The organism is Paenibacillus contaminans (assembly GCF_003285015.1).
GTDB lineage: Bacteria > Bacillota > Bacilli > Paenibacillales > NBRC-103111 > Paenibacillus_V > Paenibacillus_V contaminans.
Genome location: NZ_QMFB01000011.1, coordinates 82,407 through 105,906, shown reverse-complemented (window position 1 = coordinate 105,906; position 23,500 = coordinate 82,407). Strand labels below are relative to the sequence as shown.

The following is a 23,500-nucleotide window of genomic DNA, read 5'->3' as shown; positions in this document are numbered from 1 at the left end:
GTTTTTTAAGGGTGAAAAAAGCCGTTTTTTCGAGAGCGGTCCCACTTTTCTATATAGTCGTGAGGCCGGATATCAAGCTAAGCTGTGCCTATGAAAGCGCTGTTAAAGCGAAGCGCCTTCTCACCATAAACCTGGAGGGTTGTCAATGAGAAAGAGAAGATTTGGATTAGGGCTTGTGCTGGCATCCGTTTTATCGGCCGTATCGGTATTAAGCGGCTGCGGCGGCAGCGGTGACGGCAAGGGCGCAGCGGGATCGGCCTCCCCGTCGGCGGGAACCGCGGCGAGCGCAAGCCCGGGCACGGAGAAGCCGAAGGACGTGGAGCTCACTTTTTGGACGTATCCCGTGTTGAGCCTGCCCGGACAAAAGCCCGGCGAATACAACAATAATTTGGTCGAGAAGTTCCAGAAAAAATATCCGAACGTTAAAGTAAAGCTTGAAATCATACCCTATGACGGCGGCGACCAAAAAGTAAACGTGGCGCTCGCTTCCAACACGGCTCCCGATATCCTGAACGATTATCCGGGGCGTACGACCAATTATGCGAAAAGAGGCTATACGGTTCCGTTGAACGATTTGCTGACCCAAGAGCAGTTGGCCAAACTTCCGAAGGATCTGCTGAAAATCGTTTCTCTGCAGGACGGAACGATTTTCAGCTACCCGCAAGGGATCGGGGCTACGATGCTGCTTATCAACAAGTCGCTGGCCGAAAAAGCCGGCGCGGGCGATCTGCTGCCGAAAGGCGATATGCGCACTTGGACGTTCGACGAATTCGAGAAGTTCCTGCAAGCCGTCAAAGCTTATCAAGCGAAGCAAAGTCCGGATCTTTATCCGATGCTGCTGTTCGGCTTGAACGAGCAGGGCGATATGCTGTATCACAGCTTTATGGCCGGCTTCGGGGGCAAAAAGTATGCGGATGACCGCTCGTCGACGGTGATGAATTCCAAAGAGAACGTGCAAGCGATCGAATGGGTCAAATCGCTGGTGGACAAGAAGCTCGTTTACCCGAATCCGGAAACAAGACCTGCATCGATGAGCAACGACTATTTCGTACAGGGCAAAACCGTAATAGCACTAGGCAATACGACGACGATGGATACGGTGCGGAAAGCGAAAGCCGACGGCACGATCAAGGAAGATTTCGAAATGATGCTCGTTCCGTTCCCTAGCGTCGAGAAGGATAAAGGCGTCATCGTGCCGGGAGTCGGGCAGTTCGTGGTATTCAACAACAAGGACAAGGATAAGATCGAATACGCCAAAAAGTTCGTTCAGTTCGCGACGACGGAAGATCCGGAGTTTATTCTTGCCATGGGCAGCTTCGACGTATACGGAAGGGATGTTCTGGGCGCGACGCCGGATCCGGAGAAAGTATGGCTTTCCAAAGCGGTTACCGATACGAAAAAAATTAACGGCCTTGACCTTTCCTACGACATCGACGGGTATTCCCAGACGAGAGCGGTGTTTTTCCCGGAAATGCAAGCGGTCTTCATCGGCAATAAAACGCCGCAAAAAGCGATGGACGACTACGTCGCCAAAGCGAACAAGATCATTAAAGACGCAGCCGCCACCAAAAAGTAAATTTTAAACGGACAGCGGAGTGGAGTTGAGAATGCCATGCTGAAAAAACAACTTGTCATCCTGTATAAAGAACGATACGGCTATTTGTTCGTCGCTCCTGCGCTGTTCTTTTTCTTCCTGTTTTATTTGTATCCGATCGCGGACGCGGTCAAAACGAGCTTCTATACGTACACGTATTATGCATCCGGGTTCGCCGGATTGGAAAACTACAGGTTTTTGCTGCAGGATGACGTCTTTCTGAAGTCGGTCAAAAATACGCTGCTGATCGTCGCCATGCTCGTTCCGACCTCTTTACTAACCAGCTTGTTGATTTCGATCATGATCAGTCAGTTCAAATCGAAAATGCAAAGTGTTTTTAAAGCGGTGTTTTATATACCGGCCGTTACTTCGATCGTCAGCATTACATTTATGTGGAAATATTTGCTCAACTATGATTTCGGCTTATTCAATTATATAGTCGGGGCTCTAGGCTTCGATAAAATCAATTATTTGAGCTATGATCTCGCATTGGTGACGACGACGTTCATCGTGCTGCTGATCGGGCTTGGGCAGCCGATCGTCATTCTAACCGCCGCATTGGGCGGAATTCCGGCGAGCCTGTACGAAGCGGCGGAGCTTGACGGCGCTTCGTTCTGGCAGAAGCATTTCAGCGTGACGCTGCCGATGCTGAAGCCCGCTATTCTGTTCGTGGTCGTGTCGGGGACGATCGGGGCGTTCCAGTTGTTCGCCATTATTTTGCTGTTTACCGCCGGCGGACCGAACTATGCGACCTCCACGATTTTACTGCTGCTATACCAAGAGGCCTTCACCAACGGGGATTACGGTAAGGGAAGCGCGATGGCGGTCATACTCAGCTTGATTATCGTTACGATTGCGTGGCTGCAGTTCAAATTTCTTAGATCCGATCTCGAGTATTAAGGAGTAACGCGATGGTTGACACAAAAAAGCTGGCGGCGCTGTCGTCAAAGCTGCTGCTCTGCCTGATTTCCTTGTTCTTCCTGTTTCCGTTCTACTGGATGGTGTCCTCGTCCTTCAAGGAAATGTCGGTTGCCTATCAAGTGCCGCCTGAAATTTTTCCACTGAAGCCGATCGTCGCCAATTATGTCAAGCTGCTCGAAACGGAAGCCGCAAGATGGCTGTTCAACAGCATTTCGATCAGCGTCGTGACGACGTTCGCCGTCATTGTCATTTCTTCTATGGCTGCTTATTCGCTGGCCAAAATTCCTTTTCGCGCCGGGAAGTATATATTCTCTCTGTTGGTTGGGGCCATGACCATTCCCGGCGCGGTTTTGCTCATTCCGCAATTCAAGATCGCGATCGGGCTTAATCTGGTCAATACGTATGCCGGACTCATCGTACATGCGCTGGCGGCGCCTTATATGATTTTTTTGCTGCGCCAGTTTATGATGACGATCCCGAAAGAGCTGCTGGAATCGGCGCGGATCGACGGCTGCGGGGAAGTGGGCACGTTTCTCCGGATCATGCTGCCGCTGTCGAAGCCGGGGCTCGGCGCGATCGCGATCTTCTCGTTCGTGAACAGCTGGAACGATTATATTTGGCAGCTTCTGATCATCAAGGATACCAAAATGAAAACGCTCCCGCTCGGCGTCGCCACGCTGATCGATGCGGAGGCTGTCGATTGGGGACTGATCATGGCCGGCTCGGTGCTGGCGTCGCTGCCTGTCATGATCATTTTCGTGTCGTTTCAGAAATATTTCGTGCAAGGTTTGACGGTAGGTGCGGTTAAAGGGTAGCGAAACGAAGGACTGAATAACTGAGCGAAGCGGGATGTGGCGGCAGCCAGGCTGCGGAAACGGAAAAATGACGAGATAACATTGGAACGGCGGTATCGCAGCTGCCGGAACGACGGATAAACAGATGGAGGGAAAGACATGGGTAGCGTTTGGAGAGAACGGGGCTTTGAGGATTTTGCGGACGGAACCTTCGGCAATGGCGGGCAAAATCTATATGTGTCCCGTAAAGGCGTACTGCAGCGTATTTTTCGTTTCGATATCGACCGGGACGGGTATGCGGACGTTTTGTTCGTAAACAGCCAGGACATGGGGGAGCGGCCTCCGGTTTATGTATATCCGAATCCGCTCCACCCGGAGGAGCGGCTCGAATTGCCGTCGGCCGGCTCCTATTATGGAGCGGTCGGCGATTTGAACGGCGACGGTTATGACGACCTCGTCGTCGCCAATCAGCATAACGGCACGCATGCCGATGTGACGGCTTATATTTATTACGGCTCGCCGGAAGGGCTCAGCGAACGTTACAAAACGGAGCTGCCCGTGCCGAATTGCCGGGCGGTTGCGATCGGCGATTTTAACGGGGACGGCTTGCCGGATATCGCTTTTGCAAGCAACGGCAAGATCGTCGTTTACCATCAGACGGCTAACGGCTTCCGCCATACGGACAGCGTGACGCTGGATATGGAAGTGACGCATATGGCGGCCGGCGACATCGACCGCGACGGCTTCGCCGATTTGTATGTGCGGACGAAGGGGCGGCCGCCGCTTGTGCTATGGGGAAGCCCCGAAGGGCTGCAGCTGTCGGCCAACACGCCGATTGGCGGGGACGATCCCGGCTCTTTGCAGCTGGCCAGCACGACCGCAGGCTGGATGACCTTCGTGGAAGGCTGGGCGCCGAAAATCGTCGAGCTTGGCGGGAAGCCGTTCTTGTTCCGCCAGGAGAACGATGCGGCGGCGTTTTATCCTTGCGGCGGCGACCGGACGATCGGCGAGCCGCTTGTGATCGGCTGCCGGAATGTCGTCTCCGCGGGAGCGGCGGATCTGAACGGCGACGGTTATGACGAAATCGTCCTCGCCGTTTGTGCCGATCGGGATGCGAACGAGCTGTCCTGGGTTTACTGGGGCGGCGCGGCCGGCTTCGGGGAAAACAGGCGGACGGCCTTGCCGACGATCAGTGCGCGAGATGTCAGCATCGGCGATCTGGATGGCGACGGCGTGCCGGAGATCGTCATCTGCCAAGGCCGGACGGACGTGATGAACACGACGGAGTCGTTGATTTATCGGGTGTCGCAGCAGGTGGAAGGCGAAACGGTTCAACTCGCCGATCCGATTCGGCTGGTGACGCATGACGCTGCGACGGCTTTGATCGGACGGACTTCGGACGCCGAGCATCCTCAGATCATTTTCATCAACCATGTCTCGGGCAGGGTCAGAGGGGACGTGTCGGCTTACGCGTTTCTCGGCGGTCCCGACGGCTTCGATGAAAACCGCCGCATCGAATTTCCGGGCTGGGCGGCCGTCGATTCGATCTGCTGCGACTTCAACGATAACGGCTGGGGCGACGTGTTTATCGCCAACTGCGCGGAGAACGCCCCGCATCTCGACCCGGGATCGTTCCTTTATTGGAACGGGCCGGACGGTTTCGATCCGGAGAAAAAACAGATTTTCCCCACGCTGCGCGCGCACGGCACCGCGATCGGCGATTTCCGCCACAGCGGTTATTTGGATCTGGCGGTCGTCGGCGTCAGCAACCCGGAGCTGCTCATTTTCAGAGGCGGACCGGACGGCTTCGATACGGCGAATCCGCAGCGCATTTTAATGGATCCGAACATGAAGGAGTACATCCCGGTCAAGGCGCTGCATTCGTATGAGGACCCGGTCGGCATCGCTTACCGCGAGCCCAGATGGATGCTGTCGGCGGATTTCAACAACGACGGCTGGCTGGATTTGTTCGTGTCGCAAATTTTCGGCTACAGCTATATTCTTTGGGGCGGACCCGAGGGTTATTCGATGGAGCGTTCGACTCGTCTCAATTGCGACGGCGGCATTTGCGCGCAGGCGGCCGATTTGACCGGCAACGGCTGGCTCGATCTGGTTGTCGGCGGCCATCTCGTTATGGGCAAAAACGCGAAGTACGAGTCGTACATCTACATTTATTGGGGCGGACCCGATGGGTATCGCGAGGAACGCCGCGCCCAGCTTCCGGCTCATACCGCGAATGCGCTGACGATTGCGGATTTCAACCGGGACGGCATTCTCGATATTTTTGCCACCTCCTACAACAGCGGCCGGGAACGCGATATCGACGCGTACTTGTACTGGGGGCAGCCGGGCGGTCACTACTCAGCCGAAAATCGGCTGCAGCTGCCTGCTCATTCGTCGTGCGGCACGATGGCGATCGACTTCAACGAGGACGGCTGGGTCGATCTCGCGATCGCCAATCATAAAACGTACGGCGATCATGTCGGATACTCCTACGTCATGTGGAACGGTCCGGAAGGCTTCTCGCCGAAGAAGATGACGAAGCTGCCGACTATGGGCCCGCACGGCATGATGTCCGTCGATCCGGGCAATATCGTCGACCGCGGCCCGGAGGAGTTTTATATGTCGAGCGCGCACGAGCTTCCGGAGGGAGAGCGGGCCGCCAGCATCGGCTGGGAGGCTGAGCTTCAGCCGAAAACGTGGGTGAAGGCGCAGCTGCGCTTCGCGGACAGCCGCGAGGAGCTGGAGCAAGCCGCGTGGCAAGGGCCGGACGGCACCGCGGAAGCGTGGTTCGAGAACGGCCAGTCTGCAGCCGATGTGCGGCAAGCCGGCCGCTGGGTGCAGTACCGTCTGGCGCTCGGCGCCGTCAACGGCGGCAACAGTCCGCGGGTGACGGAGGTTTGGGTGGAGTCGGCGTAATGCAGGCTGCGGCGAGCTTATAGTATCTTGCCGTATCGCGATCGCCGGGAAACGAAATTATCGGGATTTTATAGTTAGGGAAAGGATACGGAGTGTGACTTTCTGCAGGGTGTTGGGGCGTAACTTTACGTTACGTCCCTTTTGGTTTATAGGAAAGTATATCGCGGTAGCGACCCTAAACCCCGGGAAACGCGCCTGCCCATAAGGGACGGAGTAGCCGTTTTTTAAATTGTCAGCAAGTATATCCTCCGCTGATTGTTCCAATTCCCGGTAAACACGCTCGTCCTTTAAGGACGGCGAAGCCGTTTATCCTTGCGAAAATGCGCGAACACCGGCCGATTTTTTATCGTAGCCTGTGACCCGAAGGGTCATGGACGTTTTTCCTTACGCTGCCTTTGGGGCTCCTTTATATGCTGGAGTCCGAAATAGCTCGCTTGCAGCACGGAACCGAGGTTCGCCTTACGCTGGAGTCCGATTTTGCCGGCTTGGAGAACGGATTTACCGGTGTGCCGAGCAAAATGCCCGCTGCAAGTAGGCGATTTCGGACTACATGCGGGGAAGGGAAGCCTGACTCGATTCCAAGCGGGCAAAATCGGATTGCAGTGCTTGCAAGCGACGAGAGAGAGCGGCAAGCAGGTAAGAATAACGGTTGCATTAGTCGCCATTCTAACGAGTTGCGTTAACGTGTCACAAGCTGGGTAAGTGCAGCCTAATGCCGGTATGCATCGTTCGTTAGGGTGTATTTCCACTCCAATGGAATCCCTATGTTCATGACATTGCGGAAAAATATCGGCGAAGTACCGCATTACCTTCACCTATCGTTGATGGAAGAGTATTCGACGCTCATTGCATCGTCCGGAATCGCCTCGGACTGACGCTGACTTGCTTTTTGAACATCGTGCAGAACTGGGGAGTGCTGGCGAAGCCGCATTCGACCGAGATCGTGGTGATCGGCTTGTCGCTCTGGATCAGCATTTGCTTGGCCCGTTCGATTCGCTGCTGGACGACATACTGCATGGGGGCGTATCCGGTATAGGTTTTGAATATATGCCGAAAGTAGTCGTAGCTGTAGCCCAGCGTCCGGGCTAACCCGGACAAATCCATTTTTTCACAAAAATATTGCTCGATATAGCTTTTGGCATACGCCAGCTTATGGTCCGCTTCCTCAACGCTCGGCGTGTTGGCCATGCGGCCGATCTCGACAATGATTTCGGTCAGCAGGCAATGAAGCTGGATATTATAGTACCTCGACTTGCTCGAAAGCTCCATGGACATCCGGTCCAACAGCAGCTTGATTCTTCCGTCGTCGTGATCGTAATAAAAACCGGTTTCGAGCGGCACCGCCGTATTATCGTAAAAAAAGACAAGGTAAATCACGTCCGTATCGGTTCGCCTAAGCTCGTCATGCCGGACGCCCGGTTGAATGACGGCAAAACGTCCGGCTTCGTATGCATGCTTTTTGTCCGCGATTTGCGTCTCTCCCGACCCGTTCACGTAATAGACCAGTTCATAGCCCGTATGCGAATGAAATCCGATATAAGAGTCACCTTCCCGCGTGACGGATTGAAAAAAATCGATTGACAGATTCATGCCCGAAACTCCCCTCTCCGATTTAGAGAAAGCCGAAAAATATAAAAACTCCTACGAATCAGTATATTACTCCTGCGCAAATCGCACTATACTTTCGTTATAACAAACCAAATAAAAAGAACAGAAAAAGAGAGTCAACGGTTGGATTTCAAGGATTAATCCACTGTTGGATATCGAATGAGGTCGCTTGTTGAAAGCGGTTTCAATTTATGCTGTTCGAATTGTCGGATGGGAGAGAACCGAATCATGAAAATTATTATCGATACCGATATAGGAGGAGATATCGATGATGCGCTTACGCTTGCTATGGCCGTTCGTTCGCCGGAGGTCGAGCTTGTCGGCGTTACGACGGTCGGGAGGCTGCCGGAGCAGAGGGCGGCGATCGCCCGAAGCATCCTTAATGTTTGCGGAAGGAAGGACGTTCCCGTCGCGTCGGGGTCAAATGCTCCCCTTACGGGCGCTTGGCGCGAAGACGACTTACCCAACCAGTACGGCGGCGAAATGGAACCGCTTGTCGCGGTCTCCGATGTCCGGGCGGAAGATATGCTTATGGAGCTCGTTCAGCGTTACCCCGGCGAAGTCACGATCATCGCCATCGGCGCTATGACCAATCTCGCTCTGGCGATACGCAAATTCCCCTCGTTCAAATCCCAAATAAAAAGCATTGTCCTCATGGGAGGGGCTTATGCCTATCACTATCGGGAATGGAATATCGTGGCCGATCCGGAGGCCGCCGAGGTCGTGTTCGATTCAGGCATCCCTCTGATCGCTTCCGGTTTTGAGGTTTCTCTAAAATGCAGCATCCCGGCAGAGGAAGCGGCACGGCATGCGGAATCCAACCGGACGCCTTCCTCTCTGTTAATCGCGAAGCTGATCAGACGCTGGCAAGCGGTGGGGATTCAACGCCCGATTGTCCTGTTTGACGTCATCCCGCTAACTACCTTGATCGATCCCAAGCTTGTGAAGCTCGAGGATAGGCTTGTGAAGGTAGAGACGGCGGGCAAGCATACGCGGGGAATGACGTTTACGTTCGAAACGCCCCTTGGCGAGAGGCTCCCGGACAAACCGAACGTCAAAGTGTGCGTAGACGTGGATGAGAAAGCGCTGATGAGCTTGTTTATGGACAGGGCGCTGCGGTGACGGTGAAAATGACGCAGCGAGTTTGCTTCAGCACCGCGTATAGCTAAGCACGAACAGGTACGACCGTGTATAGACAAGCGAGAAGCAGCACGGTACATCGCATATAGCCAAGCGAGAAAAAGTACGGTACGTCGCGTACCGCAAAGCGATAACAATGCAGGAAAATCGCGTACCGCTGATCGTGTCTAGCACCGCATACAACGCACTGCTAAGCGTGCACTGCCACCGCCCTGCGTACCGCTAACCGCTGATCGTGCCCTGCATCGCACCCCGCGTACCGCAATCGGGGTCTGTCCCTGCATATTGGGGATGACATATAAGCTTTTTTCCGTAAACACAAATTAGGAGGGTGTAAAGAATGGTAAAGAAAAAGACGGTATTGTCTCTGGCTGCGCTGGCGATCGGTTCGTCCGTATTCGCGGGCTGCGCGGGTAAAGGAACGGACAACGAGCCGGCTCAGACAAAAAGCGGCGAACAAACACAATCGGAAGCATCGCAGAAACCTTCGAAAGTGCCGGAAACGATTAAGGTCGCATTTTTCCAGGGAGGGTACGGCGATTCCTGGTTTAAATGGCTCAAAAGCGAGTTCGAGGCCAAGTATCCGGGCGTCACGGTAGAGCTGGAAGGCAGTCCGAAAATGAACGACATTTTGCAGCCGAGAATGAATAGCGGCACCAACGTACCGGACGTCGCTTTTGTCGATGCAAGCTTTATGAAAATGTGGGGGCCTTCCGGCAAATTGGTCGACTTCACCGATGCATACAAAAACGAAAAGCTGCCGAACGGCAAAACGATCGAGCAATCCGCCGACGTGTTGGTGAACCAGTCGATGGAGGTGCTGGGCAAAATATACGGCGTGCCTTGGGCGGCGTCGCCTCGCGGCATCGTGTACAACGTCAAGATGTTCGAACAAAACGGCTGGCAATATCCGAAGACGTGGGAAGAGATGGAGCAGCTTGTCGAAAAGATCAAAGCCAAGGGCATCGCACCTTTCATATATCCCGGCAAATATCCGGGTTACGTACAGCCGATCGGCATCAGCGGACTTCTGCAATATGGCGGCACGGAATTCCTCGAGAAGCTCACGAATACGAAGGAGGACCAAATTCCGGTACTGTATGGCGACAAGACGTTCCAAAAAGCTTACGGCATGGTGGAACAAATGGTGAAAAACAAATGGTTCCTCGAAGGCTCGCTGGCGCTCAACCATACGGAATCGCAGATGGAGTTTTTGCGCGGAAACGCCGCGATGATCCCGAACGGAGGCTGGCTGGAAAATGAAATGAAGGATTCGATTCCCGAAGGGTTCGTCATGAGAATGGCGCCGATTCCTCCGGCAGCGGACGCTGTCGTGAAGGAATCGGTCATCCCGGTCGATTTGCTCGGCTTCGGCGGCATTCCGAGCGCCTCCAAGCATATCGAGACGGCCAAGCAATTCCTGCTGTTCGCATCGACGGAGGAAGCCAACCGCAAATTTACCGAGTTGACGGGTTCGGCCAAAGCGATGAAATATTCCGTCGACGGGCTGAAAATTTCGGACTTCACCAAGAGCAGCATCGAAGTGACGACCGCTTACAAAAACTTGACGCTGAACTATGCGCCGCAATCCATCGGCGAAAGCCCGGGAGTCGACGCTTATGCCGCCATCCTGTCCGGTCAAAAATCGGCCCAGGATGTCATCGATATGAACGTAAAGGCCGCTCCGCAAAAATGGAAGGAAAAGCAAGACGAGCTGAAAGCAAAATAATAAAAGCGGCCGACTACCGTCGTGCAGCGAAAGACTGTGTCGCCGGGAACCGATCGCAACAGCAAGGTGTTAGGCGCATGATCGGCAACTGACAAAAACCGAATAGCGAAACGGATCGGAGAGTGAAGGGCTGACGACGTTTGTCGGCCCTCTCCCTCGATTAGAGCGAAAAAAAGGAAAGGAGGCTGCCCCGATGAAAGGGCTGTTTTCGAAAAGAAGCTTGTTTATAACCGTTATGCTGGCTTGGCCGTTGATTCATTATCTGGTATTCGGCTTGTATCTTCAGATCCAAACGCTGCTGTATTCCTTTCAAACCTGGAATCCGCTCACAGGCAAACAAGCGTGGAACGGTTTTCACAACTATGCTTCCGCGTTCCGCTCCATGAATACCGACGGCGTGTGGAGCTCGGCCATCGTGAACACGGTTCTTTTTATTCCCGTTAATCTGATCGTCATTTTGTTCTCGATGGTCGTCGCGGTCGTTCTCTATCATAAAGTGCCGTTCGCCCGTTTTTACCGGATCGTCTACTTCTTTCCGGCCATTATTTCGATTGTCGTCATTACGATGGTTTTCTCGTTCGCGCTCAATCCGACGCAGGGAATCGTCAACGGGCTGCTCGAAGCGGTCGGGCTGCCGGACTGGAAACGCGCTTGGCTTGGCGACGCGCATACGGCGCTGCCTTCCATTTTTGCATTCTGCGTGTGGGCGGGGATCGGCGGCAACAACGTCATTCTGACCGGCGCCCTTCAGCGCGTTCCCCACGATTACTTCGAAGTCGGAAAGCTGGAGGGGATCGGCTTTTGGAAGGAATTGTTCCATATCGTCATCCCGCTGCTTTGGCCGACGCTATCGACGCTTATTATCGTATCGACGAGCGGGGCGTTTTCTATTTTTCTGCAGCCGATGCTGCTGACCAACGGAGGGCCGTTCAACGCTTCGACGACAGTGGGACTGGAAATGTACCGGCTCGTTATCGAGCGGAACAATTACGGGTTGGCGTCGGCGTACGGGATCATTTTTACGATAATCGGATTCATGGTCGTCTGGTGCGTCAAGTGGCTGACGGAGCGTTACGATACGGCGGAATATTGAGGAGGGAGCAAATTGGACACAGCCGGCCGGCGAAAGTTTCATAAAGCCGTGATTTTACTTTTGGAATTGTTATTGTTGGCTTACGCAATCAGCCTGATTTATCCGTTTATTTGGATGCTGATCAATTCGCTCAAAAGCAATAAGGAGTTTTTCCAGGACATTTGGTCCTTGCCCCGGCAGTGGCAGTGGAAAAATTACGCGGACGCTTGGGAATCGGCCCGAATCGGACGGTTTTTTTTCAATAGCGTATGGATAACGGCAATCGGCACGTTTACGTCCGTCATGTTTGCCGCGATGCCCGCGTATGTGCTGGCGAAATATAAATTCAAAGGCTCCGGCATCGTCTACAGCTTGGCTATCGTCGGTTTCCTTATTCCAAGCGTCGGCACGTTCGGCCCTTGGTATTTGCTCATGCAGAAGCTGGGCCTGTTTAATCAATTGGGCGTATTGATCGGTTATACGGGCGGCATCGGGTTTTACATGCTCGTGCTGTACTCGTTCTTCAAGGGGATCAGCTGGGAGTATGCGGAGGCAGCTTTCATGGACGGTGCGGGGCATTTCCGCGTATTTTTGTCCATTATGCTTCCGCTGGCCAGAGGCGGCTTGATCGCGGTCGGCACGTTTGCGTTCATCGGCATTTGGAACGATTATTTCCAGCCTCTGATTTTGCTGCAGAACGAGAACAGCTACACGATCGCGGTCGGGCTGTCCTACTTGGTGGAGGAGCAGAAATACAGCTCGAATTACACCGTCCTGTTCGCGGCGATGTGGATTGCTGTGATTCCGGTTTTGCTTGTGTATGCGGTCATGCAGGAAAAATTGATTTCCGGATTTACGATGGGCGGTATCAAGGGATGACGGAGCAAGCGTAAGGAGGCAGCTTGGCGGTAGAGGACATTACGATTACAAAGCTTTACATCTGAATCACATGCAATTTTAGGAGGCCATCTAGAATTGTCGGAACGCATCTCCTCCGTTGTTTGTTCAAATTTCCGGTAAACGTGCTCGTACAAAGCTTATGCTTACGAATTCGCTTACTTCCAAAGCGTTCGGAACTGTACAGCCGGTTATCCTTAATAACGGATTAGAAGGGATGAATGCGAAATGCGAAAAAGAGGAATTCTCGCGGCTTTGGCGGCCGTCTTGCTGCTTGCCGGCACCGTACTGCCGGAAAAACAAGGATTGGCAAAAGAGGAAGGCGCCAAGAAAAAAACGGCTAACGTGAAGGTCGGCGACTACAAGGGAGCGCCGGCGCTGTTCGTAAACGGCAAACCGGAGTTTCCGATGTTCCTGTTCGAGCAGGAAATCTCGCAGCAGGACGGGCAAGTGTTCCACGACGCGAACGTGAACCTGTATTCCTTCATCGAAAAAACGAGCTTTCTCGACCTTGGCTGGATCGGGCCGGGTCAGCAGGACTTCGCGACCATAGACCGCGTGATGCAAACGTTCGTCGAACGGGTGCCGGAGGGACTGGCGCTGCCGCGCATTCATTTGTGGGCGCCGCAATGGTGGCTCGCCTCCCATGAATCGGAGAAGCTTGACTATGCCGTGCAGCCGCCGGATCCGAACGCGGTGACCAAGGACGCTTCCTTGGCGTCTGAGCATTGGCGGCAGGAAGCGGGGGAAGCGCTGCGCAAGGTGGTCCGCCATCTGCTGGACGGACCGTATGCGAACCGGCTGCTCGGGCTGACGCTTGCGGGCGGCATGTTCGGCGAATGGCATAACTGGAACAGCGAATATTTGCCCGATACAAGCGAGCCGATGCGGCAAGCCTTCATCGCATATTTGCGGACGAAGTACAACAATGACCAAGCGCAGCTGCGCGCGGCATGGAGCGATCCTGACGTCACCTTCGACACCGTGACGGTTCCGACTGCGGAGGAGCGGAGCGCGAGCGACGTCGGCGTGTTCCGCGACCCGACGGTGTCGAAGCGGGTTATCGATTATTACGAGGCTTACCAGGAAGCGCCGGTTGACGCCATCGACTATTTCGCCGGCATCGTCAAGGACGAGAGCCGAAGGAAGCTGCTGACCTCCGTGCTGTACGGGTACAGTCCGGACATGAGTTACATGCCGCAGGAGGTGCATCACCGTGCGACGGCGCTGGCGCATCGCCTGACGAACGTAGATCTGTTCACCTCGCCGCATTCGTATTACCGCCGTGCGCCCGGGGATGATGGGGCGCTTCGCACCTACCCGGCCAGCCTGGCGCTCCACGGCAAGCTGTTCATCGACGAAGCGGACGACCGGACGCATCTGGCGCCGCCGGGTACTTCGTTCGTCCTTGCGAACAACATGAACGAGTCGCTGGGCTTGATCCGCCGGGCGTTCGGGCAAGCGGTCACCCATGCGACCGGGATGTGGTACATGGACCATTCCTCAGGGCAATGGTATAACGATCCGGCCTTCGCCGCGGAGTTCAAAAACCTGAAAAAATGGGGCGACTACTCGATGAAGCTGTCCCGGCAGCGCAGCTCGGAGGTGGCGGTCATCTCCTCCAATCAGAGCGAGTTTTATTTGGGCGGCAAAACGGACGTGTCGGCTGCTTTTTATGAAGGACCGTCGACGACCCGGCCGCAGGGGCTCGGGGAGCTCAGCAAGGCGGGAGCGCCGTTCGACCGGTATCTGATCGAGGATCTTGAACAGGGCTTGGTGCCGAAAGACTATAAGGTTTACATTTTCATGGATACGTTCTATTTAACAAGCTCGCAGCGGGCGGCGATCGAAGCGCTCAAGGGAGGCGGACGGACGCTGGTTTGGACATGGGCGCCGGGCTTCGTTTCGGATACGGGGCTGTCCACGGCCAACATGCAGAGCTTGACGGGGATCAACTTCACCCAGGTCAGCGGAGATGTGCCGCCTGCGGCGGAGGAGCCTTCAGCCGACGATCGGCAGGAAAGCTTTGAAGGCGGAAGCTTCCCGCAATCCGATTATACGGACGGCCAGTTCCCGGGCAACGGCGCGATCGTTACGGATCCGGACAAAGTTATCGAAGGCGCTTACTCCGCTTACGGGACATCGGCCGAGACGGTAGACTGGCACGAGTTTTTGTATACCGACACGAATAAGGTCAAGCTCGAGCCGGGCGCCACTTACACCGTTACCTTCAAAGCCAAAACCATCGCATCGCCCAGCGCCGCGGGAAGCTTCTATTTCCTGGCCAGAACGCAATCGGGCGGAGTCGCGCAGGATGTCGGCGTCAATAACTGGACGGATGCGCCGGGCGATCCTTACACAAAATCGTTTACGTTCACCTTGAAAGGTTATGAAGACTATTATCTGATTTGGGGGCTGCATAACGGCGGAGCTTTGTCGGTTGACGACATCGTTATCAAAAGGGAAACGGGAGTCCCCGTGGAGCTGCCGGTCCAATACCGGCTGGACGCCGGATTGTTTCCGGGGGCGACGACCGTTTACGGCGATATGAAATTGGATCCGGTCTTCCGCCCGGACGCTGCCGGAGCCCAAGTATGGGGAACCGCCTCGCTGGGCGGCGAACCTGCGGTTGTCGCGCGCGATTTTGCCCGCTGGCGCTCCGTCTATGTATCTGCGCCTCCGATTGCGGCACCGCTGCTGCGGCGCATTTACGAAGAGGCGGGCGTCCATCTCTACACGGACTCTTACGACAACTTGGAAGCGAACCGTTCGTGGATCAGCGTTCATGCGGCGACGGACGGCGTAAAAACGATCAAGCTGCCGCACGCGACGGACGTGTACGAAATTATCGCCAACCGCTCCGTCGGCAAAAAGCTCCGGCAGTTCCAGGTCGAGATGAAGCGCGGCGAGACGGCCATTTTTATGCTGGGGAAGGCTCCCAAGCAGCATGGCGAAGATGACTAGTGCCTTGACCGCATATAGTCAAAGGCTAGCTGCCCACACATGTCATGAAAGTGCTGTCTGTCCGCAAACCGATGGTTCTTACGAGGCACAATAGCACCCAAACCTTGCAATTGATGCGGTCAGGGTACTAGTAGAGTATCAAATACGGGCTCTTCAAGACAAATCGGGCAGCAAACCTTGGATCAAGAGGGGTTAACGTATCGGTATGCGATCAAGTCTAAAACTAACTATTGATGAAGGCATGATTACGAAAACAAACACGGAAATCGTAATGATTAGACATGGAGCGTGCGCATAGTGAGGAATACCTTATTGTTAATAAGGCTGTCCTCACTATTCCGCCGGTGAAACGATCGTTTTCGCCAAACAGTGAGGCAAACGCAACTATCACTAGTAGTTGCATTTGCCTCATTAAGGCACTGGAACACACGGGTTTTCGGCGAGCGATAGTGAGGTTTGCCTTACTGATCGTTTCGTTTTCCTCATTAAGTCGCCGGAACACGAGTTTTGAGTGAGGTTTGCCGTACTAACAGTAGCCTATTCCTTGCTAGTCTTAAGGACACAAGTCGTCAGGGGCTGGAGTATGTATCTGCAGCTCTGAAGTTTTCGGATTGATGGCGACGGCTATCCGCTACACAATCAAAAACCTTACGCCCCTTATCAAATCTATAGTAAAAGAGTTGAAATGCTGCTTGATGCCGCCAACGGCTTTTCCTGTATTAAGAGGAAGCCTGAAGGGAAGCTATATTTGGAAGAGAGGAGGACGATTTGTCGCCCCAAATAAATAATGTATAATACGAGGGAGTTATATTGTCGAAGGAGCGATGACATGTCCGCAGCAAAAGGAACGAAGGAAAACCCGTGGCAGTTGAAGACGCCGCCTCAATCTTCCGACTTCGAAATGTATAAAGACGAGAAAGACGGCAAAAACATTTTGGTTTGCACGGTGGGCAAAACCGTTCTCCATTACGATTACCGCTGCATTGCCGATCTGCATGCGATGCTTAAAGCGCATGGGGATTGGATGGAGCTTGGCAGCGCGGACGAGCAGAAGCCTGCCAAAGAAGGCACGGTGGAAGCATGGGGCCGTTCCGAAAATAACCCTGTAGGCGGCTGGTACGGCTTGAAAAAAGGCTTTCGCGGCCGTTTCGGCATGTATGTGCCTCCGCTCCTCGAAGAGATCGGGCTCGCCGAGGTGGAGCACAATCCGCGGAATAACCGGATGAGAGCTTTGTAGGGCCGGCAAGTGACGCCAAGCACCGCGTGCCGGGAGCTTCGCGTGAAGAAAAAAGGCTAAGGACTCGATCCGAATGCGGATGCTGCGCCTATCAGCTGTCGGATAGAGGAGTAAATTAAATAAGCGGAGAGGCGCTGTAAGCCATCCGTTCGACCTGAAAAGGCCGGTCGTTTCCAGCTGTAAAGCTGGGAGCGGCCGGCCTTTTTGTTGGTGAGTCCCAGCTCATGCTTACGAAGTCGCTTTCTTCGAAATCGTTTAAGACGGCGAAGCCGTTTTTTTACGAAAATGCGCGATCGCTAGCAGCCTTTCAGCTCTTAACCGATAGATTTCGTAAGCGATGACACTTGCTCCGTTTGATAACGACAGGGGCAGCCTTCCTATTCGGTTGGGTTCGAAAATCGGGCTTGCTTCGATAACGGAAGCCACTGCCTCTATTTTGACGGAAAAGGCGGTTTTGAAATGTTAACGGAACGGAGCGCCGCTATTGGTGATCGATTGGTACCCTTTTACAAGAAAACCGTTTAATAAGGGAAGACACTTCCGTTAGATTGGGGAAATGGCCTTTTCAAACAGGATAAGGGCTGCAGCTTCCGTTAAAACTCCCTAACGCCTGAGCAAAGGAACGAAATCGAGAAGCCTGCCAAAGAGCCCCTCCGTACGCTGCAGTCCGAATTTGCCTGCTTGGAGCAAGGAATCGAGCTTCCCCTTAAGCTGTAGTCCGAATTCGCCTGCTTGGAGAATGGATTTACCGGCGTGCCGAGCCAAAACGTCGCTTCAAGTGGGCATTTTCGGACTGAGGGCGAGGCGATGAATACGGACTCGATTCCAATTCGGCCAAATCGGACTGCAGCGCATGCAAGCGACGAGTGAGGAGGGAGCTTGTAATCGATCGTCTGCAAATTCCCGGGGAATGTTCTGCACATTCCGGGGTTTGCCGGGCAGGGGACTGCTTTTATACTTTGAGGGGAAATGAATGAAGTCCGATATTCCTCGGAGAAGAAGAGGGGGGCTTGATGAGCGAATGAGGCATGTAGGGTCGAAGGAAATGTAAACGCATCCAAAGTAATGGTAAAAAGAGGAGGATGGATAATGGCTGGTTATTGGCCTGTGCGTAAAATATTTCGCAAGCTCCAATTATTCGTTTGTGCGCTTCTGGTTTTAGCCATGCTGGTTCCGGAAGCTTCGGCTGCGGCTGAGCAGACGGGCGGAGGGAACGGTGCGGGAGCGGAGGACGTTTCGCAATCGGTGTACGGCTCCGTATACGATAACGGTCCGGCGCTTCCGGCGGTGGCCGGTTATACGGAGAGGGACATGAATCCGGCAGCAGGGCAGCTAAGCGGATTCGGTTATCTCTACGGATTCCAGCTGGATTATGGATACCGCAGCATCGGCATCGACCTCGGCTCCAAAACGACCTTTAATACGATTGAGCTCGAGGTCGAAGAGGCGAGCAACCGAGTCGAGAAAGCCGACCTGTCGCTGTATATCAGCGATGACAACTTGACTTATGTCAAAGTGAAGGACTGGGATTTCGTCAAAATCGGCAACAAGGCCATTTTGTACAATTTTTCAGAATCGGCGCGTTATGTAAAAGTCCATAATCATTTTGACGATACGGCGGGCACCTTTTATGCGGACAATTTGCAGGACATGATCAAGGCATACCGCTTACCTCCGGGGCGTTTCACGGCGGGAGGAGGACAGAGCTGGAAATACCGCAAGCCGGTAACGGTAAGCAATCCGAATAGCGAAGCGCTTTATGACAGAGCCGTTTACTTGACCAAAGCGGGACTCGGCACCGAGGAGCTGATCGCAGCGGGCAAACTGGAGGCTGATTACCGAGACGTGCGGTTTGCGGATGCCGGCGGCAAAGAGCTCCACTACTATATGGACGACAACGGCTTCTTCGTCCGTATTCCTCAGCTTCAAGCAGCGGGGAGTGAAACCGTTTACTTCGCATATGGCAACCCTAAGGCTGCTTTCCGGGGGCATGCACAGGAGGCGCTGCAGGTCGAATACGGCAACAAGACGCTCGTCGCTCAAGACGGGGAGGTTAAGCCGCTAAGGCTGAAAGACGGCACCTTGATGATTCTTGCAGGATCAAACGACAAAGGAGTTACCGCCAAATATTCCTATGACGGGGGCAAAAACTGGACGAACCCGGAAAAGCTCGTCACACCGGTGAGCAATTCAGGCAAGTACGAGTTCCCGGGCGGCGCATATGTGGATGACGTTACGGGAGAGGTGTATTTATTTTTCGGGGTCCATTATTACTTTGGCGTATGGACCGGCGGCAGCACTTGTCTCGATATAAACGTATGCCGCAACGACATGTACTTCGTGAAATCGACGGGTTTTAACGGGAAAAAGCCGATGTTCGGCACGCCGCAGCAAATTACTGGAATCGAAACGGCGTCGGGCCACCCGATTCATTATTTGCTTTCGTATACGAATCCGATCCGATTGAGCACAGGCAGGCTGCTTGAGCCGTTCTCATATGTGATCGGGGACGACGGCACGTTCGGCGTCGGTTTCCTGTATTCGGATGATGACGGGGCAAGCTGGCATAAAAGCGTCACTGAGCTTTCAATCCCTTCGGTCGGCGGAGAAGGAGGCGTTACGGAGGTCGCCGTCATCGAGCTGGGCGACGGCACCGTGAAAACGTATATGCGCCAGCAGCGAGCGGATTTGTTTTACTTGGGTACGAGCTCCTCGACCGACCATGGGAGCACATGGTCGCCGGTCGTAAACAGCGATGTTATGAGCACGAATACGTTCCCGGGCATGATCCGGGACGGGAATAACGATATCCTGCTTACTTGGTCCGGACATAATGCGATGGGGGGCGGCAGCTATCACCGCAACAATCTGACCGTCGCCTACAGCAATGACGAAACGGCAACCTGGCAAGGATACCGAGATGTCCTGGGCCGTACGAAGCTGTCCAATCCGGGATGGCTGAACGGCAATGAGGCCAGAACGGTCGTACAAGCCGACAAAGTGCCGGCGGGTGAAGATGAATGGCTGTTTTCTTGGTCCGGGCCGAACGGCGTATACTCGCTATTGATCGAAGATTTCGACCGTTATTTGCGTTCCAGTCATGGCGCGCTGGACGACTTCGAGTACGAAAAGCAGGCAGTCGCCACGGATAACGGAAGCAGACTGGCCAACGATTATTGGTGGAAATCGACCGATTCCGGCGTGGTTACGACAAGCAATATTTTTGCCAAGCAAGGAAAGCGTTCTCTTCAACTAAACGATACGGTGAACGACAAAAAAAGAACGGCAGCCTCGAGACTGTTCCCGGCCGCCCGTAAGGCAAGCGTGCAGTTTTCCGTTTACGGAGCCAGCTTTGCGAATGAGCTGTACGTTTCGCTGCAGGAAGGCTTCTCGCAAAACTGGAATGCGCTCGGCGCGGGATTCATTTTGCAGGTCGCGGCTGACGGAAAGCTCAAATACACGGATACCGCTACCGATTCTTCAACTACGGATACGAAAGTGGGTTTTGTTAATCCGGATACCGATCCGACGAGGGGCAATCTGATCTCGATCGGCGATATGGGTTCATTCGCATTGGATTATGTGAATAGAAGCGTCGGCGCCGATCTTGGCCGTTATACGAAGATTAACGCCATTAAACTGACGGACAGCAAACAGTACAACAAGCCGCAAGCGGGGGGCGTACTCGGAAACCGGATCAACAAGGAAAATCTTGAGGTATATATCAGCAACTCGAACAAGGGCGATTGGACCCGGGTCGACGGCTGGTCATACGACAAAACGGACGGCAACATAACGATCGGCTTGGAGAGCCTATCCGTTTCCGCCCGGTATATAAAGGTTCATCAGAGCTATTCGGATACCGGGTTTACGTTCGGGGCACCGCTCCAGGAAATCATGACGGTCATTACGGATCAAAGCGCGCCGGTCGTGTTCCACGAGCTGCCGACGCCGACTGTATTGGCTCCAAACGAGTGGAACGCTATCAAAATCGACTATGATTTGGACGCAGCTTCGGCGGATGTTTATGTGAACGGTGTTTTCAAAGGGGCGATCGCGGACGCGCATCCGGGCAAAACGATCAATCACCTGATGCTCTCCTCCGGACTCGGAGCAGGGACGAATGTTTTTATCGACGAAGTGATGATTCAAGACAAAACCTTGGCACTCCCGCTCGCGGGTACGGTCGGGTCCGAGGAAGCGGCGCTCGAGGGCCAAGATATGACGGCCCCTGCGGTCGCGTTCCAACCGGACGGCAATGAGTCGTGGCAAAACGCGGCATCGTCTGTCGTCATGGTGAGCGATGATTGGAGCGGAGTCGATGCAGCCAAGCTGGAGTATGTGTGGTCGCAAAGCGAGACAGCTCCGGCAGCAGGCTGGGAGGTATTTGCCAACGGCACTGCTTTAACCAAGACCGGTGCGGATGTATCCGGCGATTGGTATTTGCATGTTCGTGCGGCCGACCTTGCCGGCAATGAAACGGCAGTCCGTTCCAAGCGGTTCCGGTTGCTGAGCCAAACGGAGTGGAACCCGACGGCTGCAAGCATTGCACTTACGGCGCCTGCCGCAGTTCAGCAGGGTCAGCCAATAACGGTAACGGGAACGGTATACAATGTCGAAGGCTTGCCGCTATCGGGAGCGACCGTATTTTTGACGGCCTCCAAAGGCAACATCGCGCCTAGCGCGGTAACGGGCGCAGACGGTAGGTTTACGGTGCAATTCCAAGCGCCTGCTTACAGCGGGGAGATTGTGGTTACCGCATTTGTGCCGGGGTCGTCGGCGTTCAAGACGGCTGCGATTCAAGTAGCGGCGATTGAGGAAGAAGATATAACACCGCCGACTATTGTTATCCAACCGGACGGCAATGAGTCGTGGCAAAACGCGGCTTCGCCAGTCGTCACGGTGAGTGACGATTGGAGCGGAGTCGACGCAGCCAAGCTGGAGTATGCGTGGTCGCAAAGCGAGACAGCTCCAGCAACAGGCTGGGAGACATTTACCAATGGCACTGCCCTAACCAAGACCGGTGCGGACGTATCCGGCGATTGGTACTTGCATGTTCGTGCGGCCGACCTTGCCGGAAATGAAACGGCAGTCCGTTCCAAGCGGTTCCGGCTGCTGAGCCAAACGGAGTGGAACCCGACGGCTGCAAGCATTGCACTTACGACGCCTGCCGCGGTTCAGCAGGGTCAGCCAATAACGGTAACGGGAACGGTATACGATGTCGAAGGCTTGCCGCTGTCGGGAGCGACCGTATTTTTGACGGCCTCCAAAGGCAACATCGCGCCTAGCGCGGTAACGGGCACCGGCGGTAGGTTTACGGTGCAGTTCCAAGCGCCTGCATACAGCGGGGAGATCGTGGTTACCGCATTCGTGCCGGGGTCGTCGGCGTTCAAGACGGCTGCGATTGTTGTGACGACCGCCTGGAATGGCGGCGACGGCGGTAGCGGCAATAACAATAGCGGCAGCAGCGGCGGAGGCACGTCAACCCCGGCGCCGACATCAAGCCCTATCGTAAATGTGAAGCCTGCAGACCTTAAGCCGGAAAACGGCGCGGTTACGGTGACTTTGGGAGCGGGCAAGGAAGGCGTATCGCTGCCGGTTAATGCGGCCGACTTGATCGGACCGGATGCAGTCCTTGTTATACAGACTGGGGACATGAAACTGGAGATCCCCGCAGGCGTACTCGCAAACACTGCCGGATTGCTGTCCGAAAGCGAGCGGAATACAGGCTCAATTCTCGTCAAAGTCAAGCCGGTCGCGAGCACGACCCAGCCTCATCTGGCTGCCGGCGGTCAAATGTTCGAATGGTCGATCGAAGCGGTCGGAGCAAATAACAAAACCGAACGGTTGAACACTTTCAGTGAGCCGGTCACCATCACCCTTCCGGCGCTGAACGTGAAAAATCCGAAGCTCTCGGGTATATATTTTGTCGACGAAAAAGGGAAGTTCCTGCTGATCGGCGGAGCTTACGCGTTAGGCGGCTATACGGTAGAGGTGAACCGCTTAGGCAAGTACGGCGTTTACGAGTTTACGAAAACCTATCTTGACGTACCGGAAAGCCACTGGGCTTATGCAATCATTCAAGAGCTCTCGTTCAAGGAAATCGCGAACGGAGTGACCGACGGCACATTCGCGCCGGATCAAGCGTTGACCCGTGCGGAGCTGACCGCTTTGCTCGTCAGGTCGCTGGGACTTGGCGGCGAGCCTGATGCGGGAGCATCGCAAGCGCAGTTCCGCGATGTGAAAAACGGCGACTGGTATGCAGAAGCCGTTCGGACGGCCTATGCGCTCGGGTTGGTGCAAGGAACGAGCGAAGAGTCGTTCGAGCCGAACCGTACGGTTACACGCGAAGAAATGGCGGTTATGATCGTCCGGGCCATCGAGAAACAAACGGGCGAGACTTTACCGGAAGGGGAAGCCGCTTTCGCAGACCGGGAGCAAATTAGCTCATGGGCGCAGTCAGCGGCCGGCAAAGCCTTCAAGCTGAAGCTGATCGAAGGGCGCGCCGAAGGAAGCTTCGTACCAAGCGGAACCGCTACGCGTGCGGAAAGCGCCAAGCTGATTTTGCTGCTTATCGGACAGCTATAAGCCTGCTCCAGGGGTTGTGCCGTTAGCCGGCAGCCCC

13 protein-coding genes are annotated in these 23,500 nt (G+C 54.5%); 12 read left to right on the top strand and 1 reads right to left on the bottom strand.

Annotation, left to right across the window (positions count from 1 at the left end; all coding sequences use genetic code 11):
• Nucleotides 1-145: 145 nt before the first annotated feature.
• From DQG23_RS19345 to DQG23_RS19325, 5 genes are all read left to right on the top strand, one after another.
• Complete coding sequence (locus DQG23_RS19345; protein WP_113032525.1) at nucleotides 146-1,576, top strand: ABC transporter substrate-binding protein; 1,431 nt, start codon at nucleotides 146-148, stop codon at nucleotides 1,574-1,576.
• Nucleotides 1,577-1,612: 36 nt separating this feature from the next.
• Entirely contained in the window at nucleotides 1,613-2,494 is an 882-nt protein-coding gene (locus DQG23_RS19340) for a carbohydrate ABC transporter permease (RefSeq protein ID WP_113032524.1), read from the top strand.
• A gap of 11 nt (nucleotides 2,495-2,505) precedes the next feature.
• A complete protein-coding gene (locus DQG23_RS19335) occupies nucleotides 2,506-3,330 on the top strand; it encodes a carbohydrate ABC transporter permease (RefSeq protein WP_113032523.1) in 825 nt (274 codons plus the stop codon).
• A gap of 138 nt (nucleotides 3,331-3,468) precedes the next feature.
• Nucleotides 3,469-6,228 carry an FG-GAP repeat domain-containing protein gene (locus DQG23_RS19330; RefSeq protein ID WP_113032522.1) on the top strand — a complete coding sequence of 920 codons (2,760 nt, stop codon included), beginning with the start codon at nucleotides 3,469-3,471 and terminating at the stop codon, nucleotides 6,226-6,228.
• Between the two features lie 410 nt (nucleotides 6,229-6,638).
• Nucleotides 6,639-6,911 (top strand): hypothetical protein, encoded by a 273-nt coding sequence (locus tag DQG23_RS19325; protein WP_113032521.1) that lies wholly within the window; start codon nucleotides 6,639-6,641, stop codon nucleotides 6,909-6,911.
• A 160-nt stretch (nucleotides 6,912-7,071) separates the two neighbouring features.
• On the opposite strand, the gene DQG23_RS19320 is transcribed toward DQG23_RS19325, so the two are convergent.
• Nucleotides 7,072-7,818 (bottom strand): helix-turn-helix transcriptional regulator, encoded by a 747-nt coding sequence (locus tag DQG23_RS19320; RefSeq protein WP_113032520.1) that lies wholly within the window; start codon nucleotides 7,816-7,818, stop codon nucleotides 7,072-7,074.
• 246 nt (nucleotides 7,819-8,064) lie between these two features.
• Between DQG23_RS19320 and DQG23_RS19315 the strand changes: the two genes are divergently transcribed.
• The 7 genes from DQG23_RS19315 to DQG23_RS19285 all read left to right on the top strand — a co-directional run bounded on the left by DQG23_RS19315 (nucleotide 8,065) and on the right by DQG23_RS19285 (nucleotide 23,463).
• Nucleotides 8,065-8,958, top strand: a complete 894-nt coding sequence (locus tag DQG23_RS19315; protein WP_158560593.1) for a nucleoside hydrolase — start codon at nucleotides 8,065-8,067, stop codon at nucleotides 8,956-8,958.
• A gap of 358 nt (nucleotides 8,959-9,316) precedes the next feature.
• Entirely contained in the window at nucleotides 9,317-10,705 is a 1,389-nt protein-coding gene (locus tag DQG23_RS19310; RefSeq protein WP_113032518.1) for an extracellular solute-binding protein, read from the top strand.
• A gap of 193 nt (nucleotides 10,706-10,898) precedes the next feature.
• The gene (locus tag DQG23_RS19305) at nucleotides 10,899-11,798 is read left to right on the top strand and encodes a carbohydrate ABC transporter permease (protein ID WP_113032517.1); all 900 of its coding nucleotides are present in this window, start codon (nucleotides 10,899-10,901) and stop codon (nucleotides 11,796-11,798) included.
• A 12-nt stretch (nucleotides 11,799-11,810) separates the two neighbouring features.
• On the top strand, nucleotides 11,811-12,656 hold the full coding sequence (locus tag DQG23_RS19300; RefSeq protein ID WP_113032516.1) for a carbohydrate ABC transporter permease: 846 nt from the start codon (nucleotides 11,811-11,813) through the stop codon (nucleotides 12,654-12,656).
• A 246-nt stretch (nucleotides 12,657-12,902) separates the two neighbouring features.
• Nucleotides 12,903-15,638: a carbohydrate binding domain-containing protein gene (locus tag DQG23_RS19295; protein ID WP_113032515.1), complete on the top strand. Its 2,736-nt coding sequence runs from the start codon at nucleotides 12,903-12,905 to the stop codon at nucleotides 15,636-15,638.
• 829 nt (nucleotides 15,639-16,467) lie between these two features.
• On the top strand, nucleotides 16,468-16,875 hold the full coding sequence (locus tag DQG23_RS19290; RefSeq protein ID WP_113032514.1) for a DUF6855 family protein: 408 nt from the start codon (nucleotides 16,468-16,470) through the stop codon (nucleotides 16,873-16,875).
• Nucleotides 16,876-17,964: 1,089 nt separating this feature from the next.
• Nucleotides 17,965-23,463, top strand: a complete 5,499-nt coding sequence (locus tag DQG23_RS19285; RefSeq protein ID WP_158560592.1) for a DUF2341 domain-containing protein — start codon at nucleotides 17,965-17,967, stop codon at nucleotides 23,461-23,463.
• Nucleotides 23,464-23,500 lie beyond the last annotated feature (37 nt).

Excerpts from the sequence above, each read along its gene's own strand:
- DQG23_RS19345 (WP_113032525.1), top strand. The coding sequence starts at position 146 with ATGAGAAAGAGAAGATTTGGATTAGGGCTTGTGCTGGCATCCGTTTTA.
- DQG23_RS19340 (WP_113032524.1), top strand. The coding sequence starts at position 1,613 with ATGCTGAAAAAACAACTTGTCATCCTGTATAAAGAACGATACGGCTAT.
- DQG23_RS19335 (WP_113032523.1), top strand. The coding sequence starts at position 2,506 with ATGGTTGACACAAAAAAGCTGGCGGCGCTGTCGTCAAAGCTGCTGCTC.
- DQG23_RS19330 (WP_113032522.1), top strand. The coding sequence starts at position 3,469 with ATGGGTAGCGTTTGGAGAGAACGGGGCTTTGAGGATTTTGCGGACGGA.
- DQG23_RS19325 (WP_113032521.1), top strand. The coding sequence starts at position 6,639 with ATGCTGGAGTCCGAAATAGCTCGCTTGCAGCACGGAACCGAGGTTCGC.
- DQG23_RS19320 (WP_113032520.1), bottom strand. The coding sequence starts at position 7,818 with ATGAATCTGTCAATCGATTTTTTTCAATCCGTCACGCGGGAAGGTGAC.
- DQG23_RS19315 (WP_158560593.1), top strand. The coding sequence starts at position 8,065 with ATGAAAATTATTATCGATACCGATATAGGAGGAGATATCGATGATGCG.
- DQG23_RS19310 (WP_113032518.1), top strand. The coding sequence starts at position 9,317 with ATGGTAAAGAAAAAGACGGTATTGTCTCTGGCTGCGCTGGCGATCGGT.
- DQG23_RS19305 (WP_113032517.1), top strand. The coding sequence starts at position 10,899 with ATGAAAGGGCTGTTTTCGAAAAGAAGCTTGTTTATAACCGTTATGCTG.
- DQG23_RS19295 (WP_113032515.1), top strand. The coding sequence starts at position 12,903 with ATGCGAAAAAGAGGAATTCTCGCGGCTTTGGCGGCCGTCTTGCTGCTT.
- DQG23_RS19290 (WP_113032514.1), top strand. The coding sequence starts at position 16,468 with ATGTCCGCAGCAAAAGGAACGAAGGAAAACCCGTGGCAGTTGAAGACG.
- DQG23_RS19285 (WP_158560592.1), top strand. The coding sequence starts at position 17,965 with ATGGCTGGTTATTGGCCTGTGCGTAAAATATTTCGCAAGCTCCAATTA.